Origin of the sequence: Bariatricus sp. SGI.161 (assembly GCF_050313695.1) — a bacterium.
Classification (GTDB): domain Bacteria; phylum Bacillota; class Clostridia; order Lachnospirales; family Lachnospiraceae; genus JAFBIX01.
Genome location: NZ_JBNPLX010000003.1, coordinates 135,547 through 153,980, shown reverse-complemented (window position 1 = coordinate 153,980; position 18,434 = coordinate 135,547). Strand labels below are relative to the sequence as shown.

Annotated in this window: 18 protein-coding genes and 1 pseudogene; 11 read left to right on the top strand and 8 right to left on the bottom strand. The window is 41.2% G+C overall.

Annotated features, from left to right (window positions below; translation table 11 throughout):
- Window positions 1-94 precede the first annotated feature (94 nt).
- Both ACQRBH_RS03220 and ACQRBH_RS03215 read right to left on the bottom strand, forming a co-directional pair.
- The gene (locus tag ACQRBH_RS03220) at window positions 95-331 is read right to left on the bottom strand and encodes a hypothetical protein (RefSeq protein ID WP_427760861.1); all 237 of its coding nucleotides are present in this window, start codon (window positions 329-331) and stop codon (window positions 95-97) included.
- Entirely contained in the window at window positions 328-951 is a 624-nt protein-coding gene (locus tag ACQRBH_RS03215; protein WP_427760860.1) for a DegV family protein, read from the bottom strand. The genes ACQRBH_RS03220 and ACQRBH_RS03215 overlap by 4 nt, the downstream gene beginning before the upstream one ends.
- Before the next feature lie 201 nt (window positions 952-1,152).
- Between ACQRBH_RS03215 and ACQRBH_RS03210 the strand changes: the two genes are divergently transcribed.
- Window positions 1,153-2,061, top strand: a complete 909-nt coding sequence (locus ACQRBH_RS03210; protein ID WP_427760887.1) for a radical SAM protein — start codon at window positions 1,153-1,155, stop codon at window positions 2,059-2,061.
- Between the two features lie 70 nt (window positions 2,062-2,131).
- Here ACQRBH_RS03210 and ACQRBH_RS03205 read toward each other — a convergent pair whose 3' ends face one another.
- From ACQRBH_RS03205 to ACQRBH_RS03190, 4 genes are read right to left on the bottom strand one after another with little or no spacing between them, the layout of a single operon-like run.
- Window positions 2,132-2,941, bottom strand: coding sequence for a Cof-type HAD-IIB family hydrolase (locus tag ACQRBH_RS03205; RefSeq protein WP_427760859.1), 810 nt, complete (start codon window positions 2,939-2,941; stop codon window positions 2,132-2,134).
- A gap of 13 nt (window positions 2,942-2,954) precedes the next feature.
- Window positions 2,955-4,328 (bottom strand): UDP-N-acetylmuramoyl-tripeptide--D-alanyl-D-alanine ligase, encoded by a 1,374-nt coding sequence (locus tag ACQRBH_RS03200; RefSeq protein ID WP_427760858.1) that lies wholly within the window; start codon window positions 4,326-4,328, stop codon window positions 2,955-2,957.
- Between the two features lie 17 nt (window positions 4,329-4,345).
- Window positions 4,346-5,416 carry a D-alanine--D-alanine ligase family protein gene (locus ACQRBH_RS03195; RefSeq protein ID WP_427760857.1) on the bottom strand — a complete coding sequence of 357 codons (1,071 nt, stop codon included), beginning with the start codon at window positions 5,414-5,416 and terminating at the stop codon, window positions 4,346-4,348.
- Between the two features lie 31 nt (window positions 5,417-5,447).
- Window positions 5,448-6,902 carry a nicotinate phosphoribosyltransferase gene (locus ACQRBH_RS03190; RefSeq protein WP_427760856.1) on the bottom strand — a complete coding sequence of 485 codons (1,455 nt, stop codon included), beginning with the start codon at window positions 6,900-6,902 and terminating at the stop codon, window positions 5,448-5,450.
- A gap of 169 nt (window positions 6,903-7,071) precedes the next feature.
- Here ACQRBH_RS03190 and ACQRBH_RS03185 point away from each other — a divergent pair, with 169 nt between their 5' ends.
- Window positions 7,072-7,668: a YcxB family protein gene (locus ACQRBH_RS03185; protein WP_427760855.1), complete on the top strand. Its 597-nt coding sequence runs from the start codon at window positions 7,072-7,074 to the stop codon at window positions 7,666-7,668.
- A gap of 20 nt (window positions 7,669-7,688) precedes the next feature.
- Here ACQRBH_RS03185 and ACQRBH_RS03180 read toward each other — a convergent pair whose 3' ends face one another.
- Both ACQRBH_RS03180 and malQ read right to left on the bottom strand, forming a co-directional pair.
- Window positions 7,689-8,423 carry a lysophospholipid acyltransferase family protein gene (locus tag ACQRBH_RS03180; RefSeq protein ID WP_427743420.1) on the bottom strand — a complete coding sequence of 245 codons (735 nt, stop codon included), beginning with the start codon at window positions 8,421-8,423 and terminating at the stop codon, window positions 7,689-7,691.
- A gap of 33 nt (window positions 8,424-8,456) precedes the next feature.
- On the bottom strand, window positions 8,457-9,965 hold the full coding sequence (gene malQ, locus ACQRBH_RS03175) for a 4-alpha-glucanotransferase (protein ID WP_427743421.1): 1,509 nt from the start codon (window positions 9,963-9,965) through the stop codon (window positions 8,457-8,459).
- A gap of 117 nt (window positions 9,966-10,082) precedes the next feature.
- Between malQ and ACQRBH_RS03170 the strand changes: the two genes are divergently transcribed.
- The 9 genes and pseudogenes from ACQRBH_RS03170 (at window position 10,083) to ACQRBH_RS03130 (ending at window position 18,398) form a co-directional block, all read left to right on the top strand.
- Window positions 10,083-10,490 carry a protease complex subunit PrcB family protein gene (locus tag ACQRBH_RS03170; protein WP_427743422.1) on the top strand — a complete coding sequence of 136 codons (408 nt, stop codon included), beginning with the start codon at window positions 10,083-10,085 and terminating at the stop codon, window positions 10,488-10,490.
- Between the two features lie 11 nt (window positions 10,491-10,501).
- Entirely contained in the window at window positions 10,502-12,061 is a 1,560-nt protein-coding gene (locus ACQRBH_RS03165) for a DUF3794 and LysM peptidoglycan-binding domain-containing protein (protein ID WP_427743424.1), read from the top strand.
- Window positions 12,062-12,094: 33 nt separating this feature from the next.
- Window positions 12,095-12,970 (top strand): 4-(cytidine 5'-diphospho)-2-C-methyl-D-erythritol kinase, encoded by an 876-nt coding sequence (ispE, locus tag ACQRBH_RS03160; RefSeq protein WP_427743426.1) that lies wholly within the window; start codon window positions 12,095-12,097, stop codon window positions 12,968-12,970.
- A gap of 3 nt (window positions 12,971-12,973) precedes the next feature.
- Window positions 12,974-13,651: a GntR family transcriptional regulator gene (locus tag ACQRBH_RS03155; protein WP_427743427.1), complete on the top strand. Its 678-nt coding sequence runs from the start codon at window positions 12,974-12,976 to the stop codon at window positions 13,649-13,651.
- Between the two features lie 64 nt (window positions 13,652-13,715).
- Entirely contained in the window at window positions 13,716-14,399 is a 684-nt protein-coding gene (gene spoIIR, locus ACQRBH_RS03150) for a stage II sporulation protein R (RefSeq protein ID WP_427743428.1), read from the top strand.
- A 21-nt stretch (window positions 14,400-14,420) separates the two neighbouring features.
- Window positions 14,421-15,609 (top strand): annotated as a pseudogene (locus ACQRBH_RS03145) (cation diffusion facilitator family transporter).
- The gene (locus ACQRBH_RS03140; RefSeq protein WP_427743430.1) at window positions 15,593-16,309 is read left to right on the top strand and encodes an acyl-[acyl-carrier-protein] thioesterase; all 717 of its coding nucleotides are present in this window, start codon (window positions 15,593-15,595) and stop codon (window positions 16,307-16,309) included. The pseudogene ACQRBH_RS03145 and the gene ACQRBH_RS03140 overlap by 17 nt, the downstream one beginning before the upstream one ends.
- Window positions 16,310-16,490: 181 nt before the next feature.
- A complete protein-coding gene (locus ACQRBH_RS03135) occupies window positions 16,491-17,315 on the top strand; it encodes an acyltransferase domain-containing protein (protein WP_427743431.1) in 825 nt (274 codons plus the stop codon).
- Between the two features lie 243 nt (window positions 17,316-17,558).
- On the top strand, window positions 17,559-18,398 hold the full coding sequence (locus ACQRBH_RS03130; RefSeq protein WP_427743432.1) for a CvfB family protein: 840 nt from the start codon (window positions 17,559-17,561) through the stop codon (window positions 18,396-18,398).
- The last annotated feature ends 36 nt before the right edge of the window (window positions 18,399-18,434 follow it).

The window sequence follows — 18,434 nt, the reverse complement described above, 5'->3', positions numbered from 1 at the left end:
ATAAAGGGTCGTTGCACATAGATGATATTCATCCATAGTGCAATGGCTTTTTTTTATGTAGATATCATGATGATTTACACTTCCTTTTTGGTTATCAGGAAATGCTTGAAAATCCGGCAATTCCAAAAGCTGCAGGACCTCCATGAGTTGTAATGACGCCCTGTGCCTGAATCCATTGTATTTCTTTGAATCCACAAGATTTGGCTGTTTCTTCGGCAGCAGTACGTATCTCATCCTGCAGTCCAATCGTATATACCATCCACAGAACGTCGCGCTCCAGACGGTAGCTGTCGGAATAGTCTTCAATAAGTTGTCGGACTACTTTTTTCATCTTTCCCCGGTATTTTTCGTAGCTACAAGTTTACCATCCAGGATTTCAATACATGGATGAATGTGTAAGATGCGGCTTCCAAGACAGACAGCGTTACTGACACGGCCGCCGGCACGCAGGAATTCCAGATTGTCTGGAAGAAAACACATCTTTGCCCGTGAAAGAAGTTCTCTGGCAGCATCTGCAGCCTCTTCAATAGTCATCTCGGGATGATTCTTGAGAAGCTCAGCGACAGCAGTCACGACAGCAGCTTGTCCGATGGATACTTGCTTGGTATCGATTGCAGTGACGTAATCACGGTCTTGCGCAGCAATGAGTGCACTTTGATAGGAACAAGTGGTCACTGCAGAATATGCAAGATATAGAATCTGAGAGTCTGGATATTGCTCGTGAATCTCATCAAAAGTTGTAATAAAATCTTCCGGTGAACATCCGCTGGTTCTGGGAAGCTTACGAGTATCATGGTAGTAATCGCAGATTTTCTCAACAGGAAATGATCCGTCATCGAGGGTCTCTGTGTCAAAAGAGACGTGCATCGGAACAATTTTGATATTATATTGAGAGGCAAGTTCTGGTGTCAGATCAGAACCGGTCTCTGCAACAAGAATGATTGGATTCATTGGGAATCTCCTTTCGGGTGTATAATATTAATGCTTTAAAATAATGCAATCAATAACATGATACATAGTTTTTACAACTAGGTCAAGAGCCTGCGAATATTATGACAAATAAATTGGAATGGTTCAGTCATAATTGTTTTTATGTTATAATAATCAGAGGAATGTATGTCCAAAGTAACTGATAGGAGAGTAAATTTGCAGATGAGAAAGGATTCCAGACTTGAAGATTGTACTTTGTGTCCTAGGCAATGTCATGTGAATCGTGTAATGGGACAAAAAGGTTATTGTAAAGAAACGGCAGATGTTGTTGTGGCAAGGGCAGCCCTGCATATGTGGGAAGAGGCCTGTATCTCAGGGAAAGATGGATCAGGAACAGTTTTTTTCGCTGGATGTAATATGGGATGCGTTTTTTGTCAGAATTATCATATTGCAAGAAATGAGGTCGGAAAGAAGATCAGTGTGGAACGTCTGGCAGAGATATTTCTGGAGCTTCAGGGGCAAAGCGCGAATAATATTAACCTGGTGACACCAACGCATTATGTTCCACAGATCATAGATGCATTAGATCTGGCAAAAGAGCGAGGGCTTAGACTTCCGGTGGTGTATAATACCAGTGGATACGAGAAAGTAGAGACGCTTCAGATGTTGAAGGGGTACGTGGATATCTATCTGCCTGATTTTAAGTATATGGATCCGGAACTGGCACAGGAATATTCTCATGCATTGGATTATCCTGAATATGCCAAAGAAGCGTTACAAGAGATGGTGAGACAGGTAGGAAGCCCTGATGTGGATGAGATTACCGGATTGATGAAAAAGGGTGTGATAGTTCGGCATCTGGTGCTTCCGGGGCATGTTAGAGATTCAAAAAAAGTAATCCGATATTTATATGAAACGTATGGAGATCAGATTATGATCAGTATCATGAATCAGTATACCCCAATGCCTCAAGTGGCAGAAGATTCCCTTTTAAAGCGAAAGGTTACAAAACGTGAATATGAAAAAGTAGTGGATTATGCACTCGAGATCGGTGTTGAATACGGATTTATACAGGAAGGTGAAGTGGCGTCGGACAGCTTTATCCCTGAATTTGATGAGACGGGCGTATAATCATACAGGCGAAAACCAGAGATGATTTTTCGCCTGTTATTCTATTCTATAAAAACTCTGTTTATGAATTTTAACGCATGAACTGATTGATGACATGCAGAACTCCATCTTCATCATTGGATTTGGTAATGTAATCTGCAATTTCCAATACATCCGGTTGTGCATTTGCCATGGCAACGCCAAGACCTGCAACTTCAATCATAGTCAGGTCATTGTAGCCATCGCCGCAGCAGATCATCTCATCTGTAGTTAGACCGATACTCGTCAGTAGCCGCAGCAGAGAGTGCGCTTTATCAATTCCACGTGGCATGATTTCCAAAAAGAAAGGGTCTGAGCAATAGATACTCAGATAAGAGTGAAAATAATCGCATACTTCATCCTTGACTCTTTGAATTATGGAAGGTTCTCCCGTGATCAGAATCTTATTCGTTGGTTCTGTAATGTGTGAAGGAAAATCTTCAACCCTTTCAATCGGCATATGATTAATGTGTGATTCCAGTTCACTGTATTGATTCGGTCTGATTCCAGAGAGTAAGTGATCTGGAGTATAGCCGATAATATCTATTCCGGCATATTTTTTCGCAATGTGGAAAACTGGCTCCGCAACGTTATCGGGCAAGACTTTATTGTAGACTATTTCCTTGCTGCGGCAATCCGTAATACGACCTCCATTAAAAGATAGAATATAGCTGCCGTAATCTGCCAGATGAAGCTGTTCTGCCAGTGGAAGAACGCCATTTGTAGGGCGGCCACTGGCAAGAACTACTTTTTTTCCGGCTTTTTGTATCTCAATTAATGCATCTAAGGTTGGTTTCGTAATCTCTTTTTTTGAATTGGTTAGTGTGCCATCTAAGTCCAATGCAAGAATCTGATAACTCATAATAGTACTCCTGCTATATGTTTTTTAAGGCATCTACAATCTCAGGGAAATTCATGCCATGGGATGCCTTTACAAGAATGTTGTCACCATCTTTTATGATGTCCCTGATTGCATCCAAAAAGTCTGCTTTCGTAGCAAACCATAATCCTTCTGTGGAAGAAGCAGTTTTTAAGGCGCCATCGACCAGTTCTTTCGAAAGGTCTCCGATTCCGCACACCAGATCAATTCCGTGGGAAGCTGCATATTCTCCGACTTCACGGTGAAGTTCTCCTGCTTTCTCGCCTAGCTCACCCATATCACCAAGCACAGCAATCTTGCGGCCAATGGCCATATCCAATACATCAATGGATGCTTTCATGGATATCGGGTTAGCATTGTAACAGTCGTCCAGAATAATCATCCGGTCTGTTTTGATGATGTTATTGCGCCCTGGGATAGAAGGAAGACCTTCAATTCCAGCTTTGATTTCTTCCGGAGTAAGTCCTAACGTATATCCAACGGCAGTTCCGGCAAGAGCATTGAAGATCATATGCTTTCCAGGAAGCGGAACGATACATTCAAAAGAAGTATCATCTGGGAGATGAATTGTACAAGAAGTTCCTCGTAATCCCAATGGCTGGATCTGGTCAGCATAGAATTGATTATTCTCATCAATACCAAAGAATATAGGTGCTACCCCCTTGATTGGTCCTACTCGAGACAGGAGATCATCATCTCCATTGAGAATGATCGTACCTCCATCTTTCATATCCTGAATCATCTGTGATTTTTCCTGAAGGATTCCTTCTCTTGTCTTGAAGAATTCCAGATGTGCGACTCCGATATTGGTAATCACGCAGATATCTGGGCTTGCAACAGAAGAAAGACGGCGCATCTCTCCAAAGTGATTGACTCCCATTTCCAGAATTGCTACCTGATGACTTTCATTCATCTCAAAAATTGTGATAGGAAGTCCCCACTCATTGTTAAAATTGCCAATCGTTTTGTGAACGTTGTACTTTTGAGCTACAACAGAAGCAATCATTTCTTTTGTGCTGGTCTTTCCCACACTTCCGGTGATACCGATTACTTTTACATCAAAAGAATCACGGTATAACTTGGCAATGTCCAGTAGTGCCTGTCCGGTAGATTCAACCAGTATATAAGGATAGTCTGTGTCTCCAAGATCTTCATGGGAAACGACACAAAGTGCCCCCTTTTCGATGGTATCAGGAATGAATTTATGAGCATTGACTCTTTCACCATCAATAGCAACGAACAGATAATTGGGCTGAACTTTACGGCTGTCAATCACAACACCGTCTACTTCCTGATCCAGAATGGAAGCATCTCCGTGATAAGTTCCCTGACAAGCTTTGGTAATATTTCTTAAAGTGAGGTTTTTCATAGTGCATCTCCTCGTTTCTAGTTGTTATAACGTGCTTTAAAAGATTCTTCGATGATCTTCATACACAAGTCACTATATTCGATACCGGCAGCTTTGGCAGCTTTCGGGAGAAGGCTGGCAGGAGTCATTCCCGGAAGGCCATTCATCTCAAGACAATAGAATTTACCATCTGCATCATCGATAATAAAATCAGCACGGGCATATACATCCATACGTAATGCTTCGAATGCTTTTTCTCCGGCACGTTGTATCTGTGCCTGTGTATCCTCATCAATAGATACCGGTGGACAGATTTCTTGAGCACCACCGGTCTGATATTTATTTTCATAATTGAAGACACCATCTTTTGGAATGATTTCGACTAACGGGAGGGCTTTGCCGGCAAGAATTCCACAGGCAAATTCGCGCCCTTTGATATAAGGTTCAACGATGACTTCATCCTCATGAGCAACATCAAAGGACTGATGAATTGCATCGAGATATTCTTCTTCTGTATGAACGATGTATACACCGATGCTGGAACCATTGGAACATGGTTTTATCACCAGTGGAAGATAATATCCTAACTTATCCAAAGGCGTATCTTTGGTCTTTGGAGTAAGAGAGGTCCCGCGAGGGGTCGGAACTTTGGCAGTCTTGTAGATCTCTTTGGTGAGCAGTTTATCCATAGATACAGCACATCCAAGGGAGTTCGGGCCAGTATATTTGATACCCAGAATATCAAAAGTTGCCTGCAATTTTCCATTTTCCCCAACAGAACCGTGAAGTCCCATAAATGTGATGTCTGCCATGCGGCATAACTCAATGACATTTGGACCAAGATAACAATCAGACTGGTCAGGACGTGATTTTCTTAAAGCTTCCAGATCAGGAGCAGTGGTCTTGATACCTTCTGCAATTTCAAGACCTGCTCCAGGAAGATCAAAGACTTCCTCGAGTTTCTGAGGATCATAAGGATATCCAAAATATACATCCAGTAAGAATGCCTGATGTCCTTGTTCTCTTAAAGTTTTGCAGATCCCTGCACCAGATATTAATGATACATCGCGTTCAGGACTAAGTCCGCCTGCTAATACAATAATCTTCATAAAAATTGGTCTCCTTTTTTACTGTCATTTTTTATTCTGTCATATTCATTTGATCCAATAAAGATTTCTTGACTTCATAGAGTCGCGGAGATAAATCCACGTAAACTCTGTGAGGGTAAAAGAGACGTTTTGTCTCTTCCCAAAGTGTCTTTTTCTCCTGTTTACAATATTCTGCAATCTCCTTCACAGAAGGTGACTTATAGACACATTCACCATTCTTAAAGACTGGAACAAGAATCTCTCTCAGGGTGTAGGAACCGCCAGGAAGTTTCGTCTTTTTCCAGGTCTCAATTGGATCGAACAAAAGCATATCTTCATTGGTGTCGAAGGTCTCTCCGACAAAGCAGATGAGATCAGCCTTTACTTTTCCAGTTGTTTTATCATAGATTCGATAGATTGTCTTGTTACCAGGATTAGTGATTTTTTCCGTATTTTCTGAGATTTTAATCTTTGGTACAAATTCGCCTTCTTCATTCTGAATCGCAGCGAGTTTGTATACACCGCCAAAAGAAGGATTGTCTTTGGAGGTGATCAGGTTCGTACCGACACCCCAGGAGTTAATTGCGGCTTCCTGCATCTTCAGATCGTGCAGCAGATACTCGTCCAGATCATTGGAAGCACAGATGGTTGCGTCCGTGAATCCTGCAGCATCCAGCATCTTGCGTGCTTCTTTCGATAAGTAGGCCAAGTCACCACTGTCCAGGCGAATGCCATATTTCTTAAAAGGCTTACCTGCATCACGGAATTCCTGGAATACGCGAATTGCATTCGGAACACCGGATTTTAAGGTATCATAAGTGTCTACCAGCAGTGTACAATTATCTGGGTACATCTCTGCATAAGTTTTAAAAGCAGTGTATTCATCTGGAAAGCTCATGATCCAGCTGTGAGCATGAGTTCCCATGACTGGAACGTCAAAAAGCTTTCCTGCCAGAACATTGGAAGTTCCGACACATCCGCCAATGATTGCGGCTCTTGCACCATACAGACCAGCATCTGGTCCTTGCGCTCTTCGCAGTCCAAATTCCATGATCCCGTCACCGTTTGCAGCGAATACAACACGGGATGCCTTTGTAGCAATCAGAGACTGGTGATTAATGATATTCAGAATAGCAGTCTCCACAAGCTGAGCTTCCATGATAGGTGCAACGACTTTTAACAGAGGTTCCTTTGGAAATACAACCGTTCCCTCAGGAATTGCATAGATATCGCCGCTGAAATGAAAACCACTTAAGTAGTGGAGAAAGTCTTCGCTGAATATTCCAAGACCTCTCAGATAATCTACATCATCATAAGTGAAGTTCAGATTTTTTACGTAATCAATGACCTGATCTAATCCGGCACAAACAGAATAACCATTGTTGCAAGGGTTCTGGCGGAAAAATACGTCAAAGATAACTTTTTCATTTTGCCCTTTTGCATAATATCCCTGCATCATTGTAAGTTCGTACAGGTCTGTCAGCAAAGTTAGATCTTGTCTGTTCATTCTTTTTCATACTCCTTTTTTTTAAACCGTTATGAATAATATATTCCGCTATATTATAGCACCAGATGAAGAAAATGTAAAAGAAAAAGTAGTCCTTGTGGAAATTACGGATTCATACTATAATGGTAGACAAGTATTAATATGAACGAAGATATAAGGAGAAGTCAATATGACCCCAGTTTATGAAGTAAGGACCAAACATACCGATCAAGTGTTAAAAGATTTCATTACATTTCGCGAAGCGGCAAGGAACATCCATATTACTTTTCGACTTGTAGTGCTTTCCATCTGCAGTCTGACACTTGCAGCATTAGGAAAAGGAACGGTACTGACCTATATTTTTGCCACACTTGCAGTCATTATATTAGCTTTTACGGCAGTAAGAAAGCGAATCGCATTTTCTAAGCTGGCGAAGGCGGATGTCAATTATCAAAAGAAGAGTGAGATTCATTTTATCTTTGGAGAAAGTGAATTCCGCGTAGACAATCCAGATGCAGGAGATGAGCAGAGGATTAAGTATGGAGAAGTCGAATTCATGTATGCAGATGATAATTATTTTTATATTAATGTAAATAATGATGATCTTCATATGATTCCAAAGGGAGATTTTACTTTGGGAGATGCAGAAGGGTTTTACGATTTCTTTACGCACAAGACTGGGAAGATCTTCCAGCCACTGAAGTTGTCATGGAAGATGAAAGCCGATATATTTAAACAGGCATTGGCAGAGACCCGCGAAGAGAACAGTAAAAAATACGGAAAGTAGATGAACCAAAAAACCAGACGCTATACAAGCGCCTGGTTTTTATTAATTGTTTCCTGGATAATATTCTGACAATATTCTCCGATATGCTTTTTGGTTTCTTTATCCATATCTTTCATATAGATTGGTTTGCCATATTCTAACACTACATGTGTCTTCCGAATAAATGGGAGATGAGCCTCAAAGATAGAGACAGTGTTGTTCAGACTCATCGGAACAATGGCACAGCCAGATTTTTCTGCAATTTTAAAAGAACCATTGTGGAATGGAAGCATGCTTAGTTCCTCGCCATCATTGCGAGTTCCTTCTGGAAAGATGCAGATAGAGATTCCGTTTTTTTCATAGTCAATAGCTTGAAGAATTGTCTTTAGACCTTCCTTTGGATTCTCCCGATCCAGAAAGAGGCAATATAAGCGTTTCATCCAGTCGCGCAAAAGAGGGTAACGGAGCATCTCTTTTTTGGCAACATATCCGGTCAGGCGCTTGCATCGGGAATAGGTAAGAAGAATATCGAAATAACTTCTGTGGTTCCCGATAAAAAGTACGGGTTCATCCGGTACGTTTTCCTCCCCGATTACGGTTACTTCTACACCGGAGATCTTTAGAATTACATTAAATGCCCATTGAACCAGACGAAGGCTCTGGTAGTCGCTCAAGTTTTTGTTGAACTTTCCAATGATCCATTCAATGCCCAGTACCGGGATTCCCAATAATAAATACAGGAATAAAAATAATACTACAATTAGAAACCTTATCATCTGTATGAACCTCCCAATTTGATGCGTGTTTCATTAATATCTTCCATATAAATGTGTCATTTCTCTCAGGTTATCTGCTAATTCCTGACGCAGTACCCCTTCTTTGTACCGCCAACTCCAGTTGCCGGACGCTTTACCTGGTGTATTCATCCGGGCGGATGAGCCATATCCAAGAACATCCTGCATTGGAAAGATTGCATAGCGTGCAATGCTTCCAAGCGCTGTGCGAATCAGATCATGGCTGATATAAGCAACATCGCTGTTCCGTGTATATTGACATACTTTTTTCTGACAGTCCGGATTCAGAGTCAGATACCAGCCAAGCGTAGTGTCGTTGTCGTGGGTTCCGGTGTAGCAGACACAGTCAGGAGAAGTGAACTGATGTGGCAGGTAAGAACCCTCTCCCAGAGAATCAAAGGCAAATTGAAGTACTTTCATTCCAGGGAAATGGAATGCATCTCGAAGTGCCTCCACCTCTTCAGTTATAATTCCCAGATCTTCCGCAATGATTGGAAGATCATCACCCAAAGCCTCCTGAATTGCATGGAATAATTCATATCCTGGTGCAAGGATCCATTCTCCGTTGATAGCAGTCTCTTCTCCATAAGGAACCGCCCAGAAAGCCTGAAAACCACGGAAGTGGTCAATTCTTAAGATGTCCAGAGAATGCAGCTGATGACGGATCCTGGATATCCACCAGGAAAAACCATCTTCTAAATGAGCATCCCAGGCATATAGCGGATTGCCCCACAGTTGACCGGTCGCGGAAAAATAATCCGGCGGAACTCCGGCAACTTTCAGTGGATAGCCTTTAGAGTCCAGTTGGAACAAGTGTTGATTCGCCCATACATCGGCACTGTCCATGGATACGAAGATGGGAATGTCCCCAATAATCTGAATATCACGTTCATTGGCATAAGACTTCAGTGCCATCCATTCTTCAAAAAATAAAAACTGTAAAAATTGATAATATTGTATCTGATGATGCAAAGTGCTGCGAAGCTGTTGCCGGAATTCCTCGGTCGGAATTCGGTATTCTTCTGCCCAGTCCAGCCAGCATGCTCCGTTGTGTACGTCTTTACAGGCCATAAACAGTGCATAGTCATTCAGCCATTCATTCTGTTCTTCTATAAATTGTTTAAAGTCAGAGAGAAACTGTTCATCGTGAAAAGTTCCATCTGTAAAATGTTCATAAGCAATTCTGAATAATTGTTGCTTCCATGGAATGACACTTCCATAATCAATGTGCTCCGGATCTGAGACCGGACAATCTGTCAGATCTGCTTCTGTAATCAGTCCCAGTTTTAACAGATGAGAAGGGGCGATTAAAAGAGGTTGTCCGGCAAATGCTGAAAAACTCTGATAAGGAGAGTCTCCATATCCGGTAGGTGTTAATGGAAGAATCTGCCATAGATGCTGCCCTGCTTCTGTAAGAAAATCTACAAACTCATAGGCAGCTTCTCCCAGATCTCCAATTCCGTAAGGAGAAGGAAAAGAAGTGGGATGCAGCAAGATTCCAGATAGTCTTTTGTCGTTTTTCATAATTGTTCTCCTTCGATAGTGTTCCATATTAATACTCACTATTATACTATAAAATTGGAATTTTTCCTAGCGTTGTTGTGTATGATGTTAGAGAAGATATGCTGTTAAGAGGGCATTATGAAAAAAACATGTAAGATACTTCTGCTGTCACTGGGATTGTTGGTTCTGACGGCATGTTCTGTAAAAAAAACGGAAGAAGAGAGACTCCGAGATGTTGAGTTTACTGTGCTTGATCACGACGAGATACCAGAAGAATTTCTGGCTGAGATTGAAGCATCAAAAGAAGAACCGATGATGCTGACTTATGGGGATAAAGGATACCTGTATGCAGCAAGAGGTTATGGAGTTCAGGATACCACTGGATATAGTGTGAAGGTAGAGCAGTGTTATGAGACTGAGAATGGAATCCGTGTAGTGACCAGTCTTCTCGGACCAGAAAAAGAAGAAAAGATTCTAAAGAAGAAGACATGTCCTTATGTAGTGATAAAAATGGAATATACGGATAAAGAAGTAGAATTCAGATAGGAGGCTTGACCATGGAATATGTGACAAAACAAATGCAGACATACCAGACGGGAAAATCAATTACAGATCAATTCTATATTGATGATGATTATAATGTACCAGATGCAAAGGGTGATGTGAAGCGAGTGATATTAGGGGAAGGAACCTTACATGTAGAAGACATGAAGGTAGTGGAAAATTATATAAGGGCATCCGGCAAACTGAATTTTAAGGTACTGTATGTGACGGACGAGGGAGAAAATCGGCTTTCATGCCTTGAAGGAAGAATACCATTTGAAGAAATGATCTATCTTGAGCAGGAGCCGATCGGGAATCTATTTGTCCAATCTTCGAGTGTGGATCTGACAGTTACGGTTATTCATTCCAGAAAGCTGAATCTGAAAACACTGGCAGAACTTACCATCTGTTCGGAAGGCAAGAAAGAAAATGAGCTTACCGTAGATATAGAGAGTGATACTCCACTGTATAAAAGATATGAGAATCGGGAGCTTCTTCGGGCATTCCTGACGAAAAAAGATACATACCGTATTAAGGAAGAGGCCGCATTAAGTGGAACAAAGGAAAATATCGGCACACTGCTCTGGACAGAACTTTCCAGCAGAAAATTAGATACTCGACTTGAGACAGATGAATTGAAGATGCAAGGAGAACTACTGCTGTTTTGCCTTTATGAGACTGTGGATGGGAAGACAGACTGGGTGGAACAGGCTATCCCCTATGAAGGACGAATTGAATGCTATGGAGCAGAAGATTCCATGTATCATCAGATATATCCAGAATTGACGGATGTGAATATTGATGTTCGTATGGATGAAGATGGAGAGATGAGGCTGATTGGAGTAGAAGCGACATTGGAAGTGCGACTGATTGTCTATGAAGAGGAAAAAATGGACATTCTTATGGATGCGTATTCCCTGGAGAAGACTTGTGCGCCAAAGCTGACAGAAGAGATCTTCGAACGCCTTCTGATGCAGAACCATTCGAAATGTAAAGTGACCGAGCAACTCTCGCTCCCAGAGATCAAAGATAATATCCTTCAGATCTGTCATAGCAACGCCAGAATTCAAGTAGAACATACGGAGGTAACAGAAGGAGGAATTCAGATTGAAGGTGTGCTTCATATCTGTTTTCTGTATGTCAAAACAGATGATGAGATTCCATTTGATACATGGCAGGGTATGATTCCGTTTTCATATCTTCTGGAGAGCAATGAGACTTCCGAAGATATGACCTATGGACTCACCTATGCGGTGGAACAACTTTCCGTTAGCCTTTTGGGAACTGATGAGATTGAGATTAAGGCAGTGCTTGCATTCAACAGCTTCTTGAAGAGCCCGGTAATGATTCAGAATATAGAAGAAATAGAGTTTCAACCTATTGATATGGAAGAAATGGAGAAACGCCCGGGAATTACAGGCTATACAGTCCGTGACGGGGATATTCTGTGGGATCTGGCGAAACGTTATCATACAACAGTGCAAGGAATTATGGAAGTCAATGATTTGGAGACTGAGGAGATAAAATCAGGGGATAAGATATTGATTTTTAAAGAAAATATGAGTATACTATAAGAACACTGTATACAAGATACAAGGAGAAAGCATATGGATAAATTAGAGTTAAAGGCACTGGGAAAGATTAATCTGGGGCTTGATGTTCTGGGGCGGAGAGATAATGGATATCATGATGTAAGGATGGTTATGCAGACGGTCTATCTCTATGATCAGATTAAGATAGAAAGGACGAAAGAGCCAGGGATTCAATTGTCGACCAATCTTTTTTATCTCCCGGTAAATGAGAATAATCTTGCATATCAGGCAGCAAACTTATTAATGGAAGAATTTCAGATTTCAGAGGGTGTGAAGATTACGCTGGATAAGCATATTCCGGTTGCAGCAGGAATGGCCGGCGGCAGTTCCAATGCAGCGGCAGTTTTATTCGGGATCAATCAGATGTTTTCTCTGGGATTATCGCAGAAAGAGTTGATGGAACGTGGGGTGACGCTGGGAGCAGATGTTCCCTACTGTATTATGCGGGGAACCGTGCTGGCGGAAGGAATCGGAGAAATCCTGACCCCGCTTCCAGATATGCCGAAATGTTATATATTGATTGCAAAACCACCGATTAGTGTATCTACAAAGATGGTATATGAGAAGTTAGATGCTCATGAGATTCAGGAACATCCAGATATCGATGGAATTCTTCATGGACTGGAGAATCAGGATTTGCAGCAGATCGCTTCTTGTATGGGAAATGTGTTAGAGAAAGTGACCATAGAAGAATATCCGGTCATAGAAGAAATCAAGAGTGTGATGAAGGATAATGGTGCGTTGAATGCTATGATGAGTGGAAGTGGCCCGACTGTTTTTGGAATATACGATGATAAGCAACAGGCGAAAAATGCAGCATCCAAGATAAAAGAATTACAATTGGCAAAGCAGGTGTATGTGACGAATATACACAATGCAAGGAGGAAATAGAAGATGGATACGAATTTTCAAGTCAATATGAATGAATATCTCCCGTTAAGGGATGTTGTGTTCAATACGTTACGGCAGGCAATTCTGCGGGGTGAGTTAAAGCCGGGAGAACGCTTGATGGAGATTCAGCTTGCGAATAAACTGGGAGTCAGCCGTACTCCGATTCGAGAAGCAATCCGTAAGCTGGAGCTGGAAGGCCTGGTGCTCATGATTCCAAGAAAAGGAGCAGAAGTTGCAGATATCACGGAAAAGAGTCTCCGGGATGTATTGGAAGTGCGCAAAGCTCTGGAAGAACTGGCTGTTCAGTTGACTTGTGATAAGATAACTAAGGAGCAGATCAGAGAATTAGAGCAGGCAGCAGAACAATTTAAGAAGACTCTTAAGAGCAATGATATAACAGAAATAGCGGAGGCAGATGTACGTTTCCACGATATCATATATCTTGCTACGGATAATCAGAAATTAATACTGTTGTTGAATAATCTTAGAGAACAGATGTATCGGTATCGAATTGAGTATCTGAAGAGAGCCGATAAATATTCCCAGCTGCTTGCGGAACATGAAGAGATTATCCGCCATATTGAGAAGAAACAGAAGAAAGAAGCGGCAGAGATCGTATGTAAACACATTGACAACCAGGTTGCAGCGGTAATGGATCTGATTCGTACAAAAAATAATTAATATCTGAATAAATGAAGATTCATATGTTAACACTTCTGATAACATAGAAGGAGGTCTGATACATATGAATCTTCACAAAGAATTTTATCCGAAATATAGAATCAAGCAGTGGATCTGTACAATATTGGGAATCTGTATTGCATTCATTATAACCGTTACATTTTCCTGTCATAGAATGGAGCAGGTGAATGCTAAGGTATCTCAGACACAGGAACAGCTTGCGAAAGAAGTGTTCCGTTTTCATGTATTGGCGAACAGTGACAGTGAAGAAGATCAGAAGGTGAAATTGCAAGTCAGAGATGCGGTGTTGGAATATATGAAAGAGAGTATGTCTGATAAGACGGAAGGAGAAATGAGTGCACAGAAAACAAAGGAGTGGGCGCAGCAACATCTGACAGACTTGGAAGAGGTTGCCGATAAAGTACTTGAAAAAGAAGGATATGATTACCTTGCAAAGGCAGAGGTGACAACATGTTATTTCCCAGATAAGCGTTATGGCGATGTCCTCTTTCCGGAAGGGTGGTATGAGGCTCTTCGCATCAGATTGGGCGAGGCAGAAGGTCATAACTGGTGGTGCGTTCTATATCCTAATTTATGTTTTACCAATGCAACATGTGCAGTAGTCAGTGAAGATGGGAAAAAAGAATTAAAGAAGGCGCTGACGGCTGAGGAATATGAGATGGTCACGGCCACCTCAGACTTTAAGATAAAATGGTTTTTCTTCGGAGATGCCTCAGAAGAAAAATAGAAGAAACACGGAGGCAGTTATATGACTGAGTTTTTAGTAAGACATTTTGTAAAGAATTACGAAGAGACGGAAAAGGTGTCTGTCCGTACCGCCTATGGTGTGTTGGCGAGTGTGGTAGGCATCTTTTGTAATGCTTTTTTTATTTGCGGTGAAATGGATGATCGGATTCTTCCTGCATAGTATCGCAGTTATGGCGGATGCATTTAATAATCTGTCAGATGCAGGGTCCTCGATCATCGGACTGGTCGGGGTGAAGATGGCCAGTAAGCCGGCAGATGAAGACCATCCTTTTGGACATGGAAGAATCGAATATATTGCGGCATTGATTGTTGCATTTTTGGTACTTCAGGTTGGATTTACATTTTTTAAGGATTCGATTGGAAAGATACGCGAACCAGAAGAGTTAAAATTTCAGCTGGTATCGATTATTATCCTGATCTTGTCCATTGGCGTAAAATTATGGATGGGGTATTTTAATAGAACATTAGGCAACAAAATCAATTCCAAAGTTATGTTGGCAACGGCGGCAGATGCCATGGGAGATGTTATCACCACATCTGCGACCATTCTGGCGATTCTGTTTTGGAAAGTTACAGGCATTAATATTGACGGCTTTGTGGGAATTGGCGTGTCATTGGTTGTTATGTGGGCCGGAGTCGGAATTGCGAAAGATACATTGGAACCATTGATCGGAGAAGCGGTAGATCCGGAAGAATATGAGAGAATTACGAATTTCGTAGAGGGTTATGATGGTATTGTTGGAAGTCATGATCTGATCGTACATAATTATGGGCCGGGAAGAAGTATGGCATCTATTCATGCAGAAGTACCGAACGATGCGGATATTGAAGTGTCGCATGAGATTATTGACCGGATTGAGAGAGATGCAATCAAGAATCTGGGAATCTTTCTGGTCATACATATGGATCCGATTGAGACAAAGGATACGTATGTATTACAAGTCCGGGAGCAGGTAGAACAGACGCTGGATGCTTTGGATCCTGCGGTTTCTATTCATGATTTCCGTATGGTTGATGGAAAAGAACAGGTGAATCTGATCTTCGACATGGTTGTACCATTTGAATATGACAAGAAGAAGCAGGATGAATTGCGTATGACATTGATTAAGCTTCTGCAGATTGTTGATCACAGATATCAGTGTGTCATTACGTTGGAAAGGAGTTATGTAGCCAGTGCAAAAGAATCATAAGTACACATTTGAAAGCAGAATACGATTCAGTGAAGTAGATCATACGAAGCGGATTACATTGCCGGGAATTATTAATTATTTTCAGGATTGCAGTACCTTTCATTCAGAGAGTCTTGGGGTAGGGATTGATTATTGTGCAAAACATAAACGAGCATGGATTCTATCGGCCTGGCAAGTGATTGTAGAGCGTTATCCGATGATGGGAGAGCCAGTAAGTGTCAGCACCTGGGCGACTGAGTTTCAGGGGCTGTATGGGATTCGTAATTTTTGTATGCAGGATGCAGGAAAGCAGAATGTGGCATATGCGAATTCTGTATGGGTGTACATGGATATGGAGAAAGGCAGGCCTGTAAAGCCGGATGAACAGGAGATCGCACTCTATGGATCAGAGGAGCCATTGGAAATGGAATATGCATCGAGGAAGATCGATCTTCCGAAAGAGACAATAGAGAATACACCATTTCCGGTAAGAAAATATCATATTGATACCAATGAGCATGTGAACAACTGTCAGTATGTGCAGATGGCACTGGAAGTACTAAAGGAACCAATGGAAGTTCGGCAGCTCAGAGTAGAATATAAGAAGTCTGCGGTATATGGAGATGTAATCTGTCCAAGGACGGCTTATGAAGAAGATCGTACCGTGATTGAATTATGCAATGAAAAAGGGAAACCTTATGCAGTAGTGGAATTAAAATAAAATACGGAAGGAATCAGTCTTTGATGGAAAAGGTGGATGTAATAGATGATTATTTGAACAGGCAAAAGCGACGAGTCTTATATCCTCAAATGGGAGAAATGGGGCTCCAGTTAGTACCCTATACAATGTATCAGATCTTTGAAGATGGGACAGACATTGTGAAAGGTTGGAAGATAAAGGGATGAGAACAACAGATACAATCGAAGAGTTTATGGAACGTATACATTTGCCGGTGGGTGCAGTTGATGAAGTACTGCGGTTTCAGATGACAGAAGAAGAGCTGGCAGAGTGGGAGAAACGGTTCCAAAATGACAGGGATGATTTTTTTTCACAGTTGGAATTGCGAGAAGATCAGAAATTAAGAACATTATATCTATATATTAGATTTGCACTGAAGATGAAACCTGTTTTTTTAGAAAATAATATTTCAGAAAAAATATATTATGATACATTTCATGACCTGACTATCTGGTGTAAGTGGTGTAAAAAATATTATGGTATCTATGGAATGGTCGAGGCAAGATGGTATGAACGATTATATGAGATGAAGGTATTCCGCCTGGGAAGACTTGAATTTGAAAAGATTATTCTGGAAGAAGATATCCGGTATTCTGGCGGCCATGTAAAAAAAGGAGAAAAGGTGATAGGTGTCCATATTCCGGAAGGAGGATCACTTTTGCCGGAAGCGTGTGATGAATCTTTTGCACTTGCGGAAAAATTCTTTTCGGACGAATACAAATTATATACTTGTTCTTCATGGCTGACATCTCCAGCATTATATGAATTGTTAGATGAAACGAGTAACATCCTGAAGTTTCAGAAAAGATTTGAGATCCTGGATATTCAATATATGTTCCCATTAGCAGAACAAAGGGTATATGGAATCATAAAAGAAGATAAAAACGAGTATCCAGAAGATACTCGTTTACAGAAAAATTTGAAAAAATTTTTACTTGAAGGGAAAAAAGTAGGAATAGCATTGGGAGTTATGAAAAGGAGCAATTAGCTCCTTTTTGCTATTTCTGCATTTACCCTGTTTCTGAGAGATATGATGTAGAAATCGGATTTTACGTTCGTTATATGGAAGTACAGCCTGTTGGAAACAGATGGAGGAGCTCTTGGGATTTTTACTGCATTAGGTATATGGAATGATTACCTGAGTCCATTAATTATGCTGAATGATATTGATTTTTGGACAGAACAAAAGTATACTATAATAACACTGTATACAAGATGCAAGGAGGCAGTCATGGCATTAACAGATAATCTGGGGAAAAAAGTAAGATTGATGGTAGTAAAGGAAGTAGAATTTGGTGTGTATCTTGGAAATAGCCAGGAGAAGGTACTTCTTCCCAAAAAGCAGGTTCCGCGCGGAATAGAAATCGATGATCCGGTCGAAGTATTTTTATACAAAGATTCGTCCGACCGATTGATCGCAACAACCAGTGAACCAAAGATTACATTGGGGGAACTTACCGTGCTTCGTGTAGTAGATACTGGAAGGATTGGAGCATTTCTTGACTGGGGATTGGAGAAAGATCTTTTATTGCCGTTCAGGGAGCAGACTGCAAAGATCAAGAAAGGGGACGAAGTGCTTGTTGCCCTTTATATTGATAAGTCAGGAAGATTGTGTGCGACTATGAAGGTCTACGATAGATTGCAGAGTGATTCGCCATATCAGAAGGATGATCAGGTGGAAGGAACAGTCTATGAGATCAGTGATAATTTTGGTGTATTTGTGGCAGTAGATAATCGCTATTCCGCATTGATTCCGAAGCGAGAAGCTTTTGGAAAGCTGAGAGTCGGAGACCGTGTACATGCAAGAGTCGTGCAGGTGAAGAAAGATGGGAAGCTTGATTTAAGTGTGCGTGAGAAAGCATTTCTTCAGATGGATGCAGATGCAGATTTGATCATGAAACGCATAGAAGCTTATGGCGGCATCCTGCCATTTACAGATAAGGCGGAACCGGAATTAATCAAGAAAGAATTCGGGTTAAGTAAAAATGCATTCAAGCGTGCAGTGGGACGTTTACTAAAAGAAGGAAAGATACTAATTAGCGAAAAACATATTGAAATTCGAAAGAAATAGGTTATAATAAGGGCGAAGGAATATAACGTAAGAAGG

Bases quoted from the DNA above. Each gene is read 5' to 3' on its own strand.
- ACQRBH_RS03210 (WP_427760887.1), top strand. From the start codon at position 1,153: ATGAGAAAGGATTCCAGACTTGAAGATTGTACTTTGTGTCCTAGGCAA.
- ACQRBH_RS03195 (WP_427760857.1), bottom strand. From the start codon at position 5,416: ATGAAGATTATTGTATTAGCAGGCGGACTTAGTCCTGAACGCGATGTA.
- spoIIR (WP_427743428.1), top strand. From the start codon at position 13,716: ATGAATCTTCACAAAGAATTTTATCCGAAATATAGAATCAAGCAGTGG.
- ACQRBH_RS03220 (WP_427760861.1), bottom strand. From the start codon at position 331: ATGAAAAAAGTAGTCCGACAACTTATTGAAGACTATTCCGACAGCTAC.
- ACQRBH_RS03200 (WP_427760858.1), bottom strand. From the start codon at position 4,328: ATGAAAAACCTCACTTTAAGAAATATTACCAAAGCTTGTCAGGGAACT.
- ACQRBH_RS03130 (WP_427743432.1), top strand. From the start codon at position 17,559: ATGGCATTAACAGATAATCTGGGGAAAAAAGTAAGATTGATGGTAGTA.
- ACQRBH_RS03155 (WP_427743427.1), top strand. From the start codon at position 12,974: ATGGATACGAATTTTCAAGTCAATATGAATGAATATCTCCCGTTAAGG.
- ACQRBH_RS03185 (WP_427760855.1), top strand. From the start codon at position 7,072: ATGACCCCAGTTTATGAAGTAAGGACCAAACATACCGATCAAGTGTTA.
- ACQRBH_RS03165 (WP_427743424.1), top strand. From the start codon at position 10,502: ATGGAATATGTGACAAAACAAATGCAGACATACCAGACGGGAAAATCA.
- ACQRBH_RS03190 (WP_427760856.1), bottom strand. From the start codon at position 6,902: ATGAACAGACAAGATCTAACTTTGCTGACAGACCTGTACGAACTTACA.
- ACQRBH_RS03205 (WP_427760859.1), bottom strand. From the start codon at position 2,941: ATGAGTTATCAGATTCTTGCATTGGACTTAGATGGCACACTAACCAAT.
- ACQRBH_RS03180 (WP_427743420.1), bottom strand. From the start codon at position 8,423: ATGATAAGGTTTCTAATTGTAGTATTATTTTTATTCCTGTATTTATTA.
- ACQRBH_RS03215 (WP_427760860.1), bottom strand. From the start codon at position 951: ATGAATCCAATCATTCTTGTTGCAGAGACCGGTTCTGATCTGACACCA.
- ACQRBH_RS03135 (WP_427743431.1), top strand. From the start codon at position 16,491: ATGAGAACAACAGATACAATCGAAGAGTTTATGGAACGTATACATTTG.
- ispE (WP_427743426.1), top strand. From the start codon at position 12,095: ATGGATAAATTAGAGTTAAAGGCACTGGGAAAGATTAATCTGGGGCTT.
- malQ (WP_427743421.1), bottom strand. From the start codon at position 9,965: ATGAAAAACGACAAAAGACTATCTGGAATCTTGCTGCATCCCACTTCT.
- ACQRBH_RS03170 (WP_427743422.1), top strand. From the start codon at position 10,083: ATGAAAAAAACATGTAAGATACTTCTGCTGTCACTGGGATTGTTGGTT.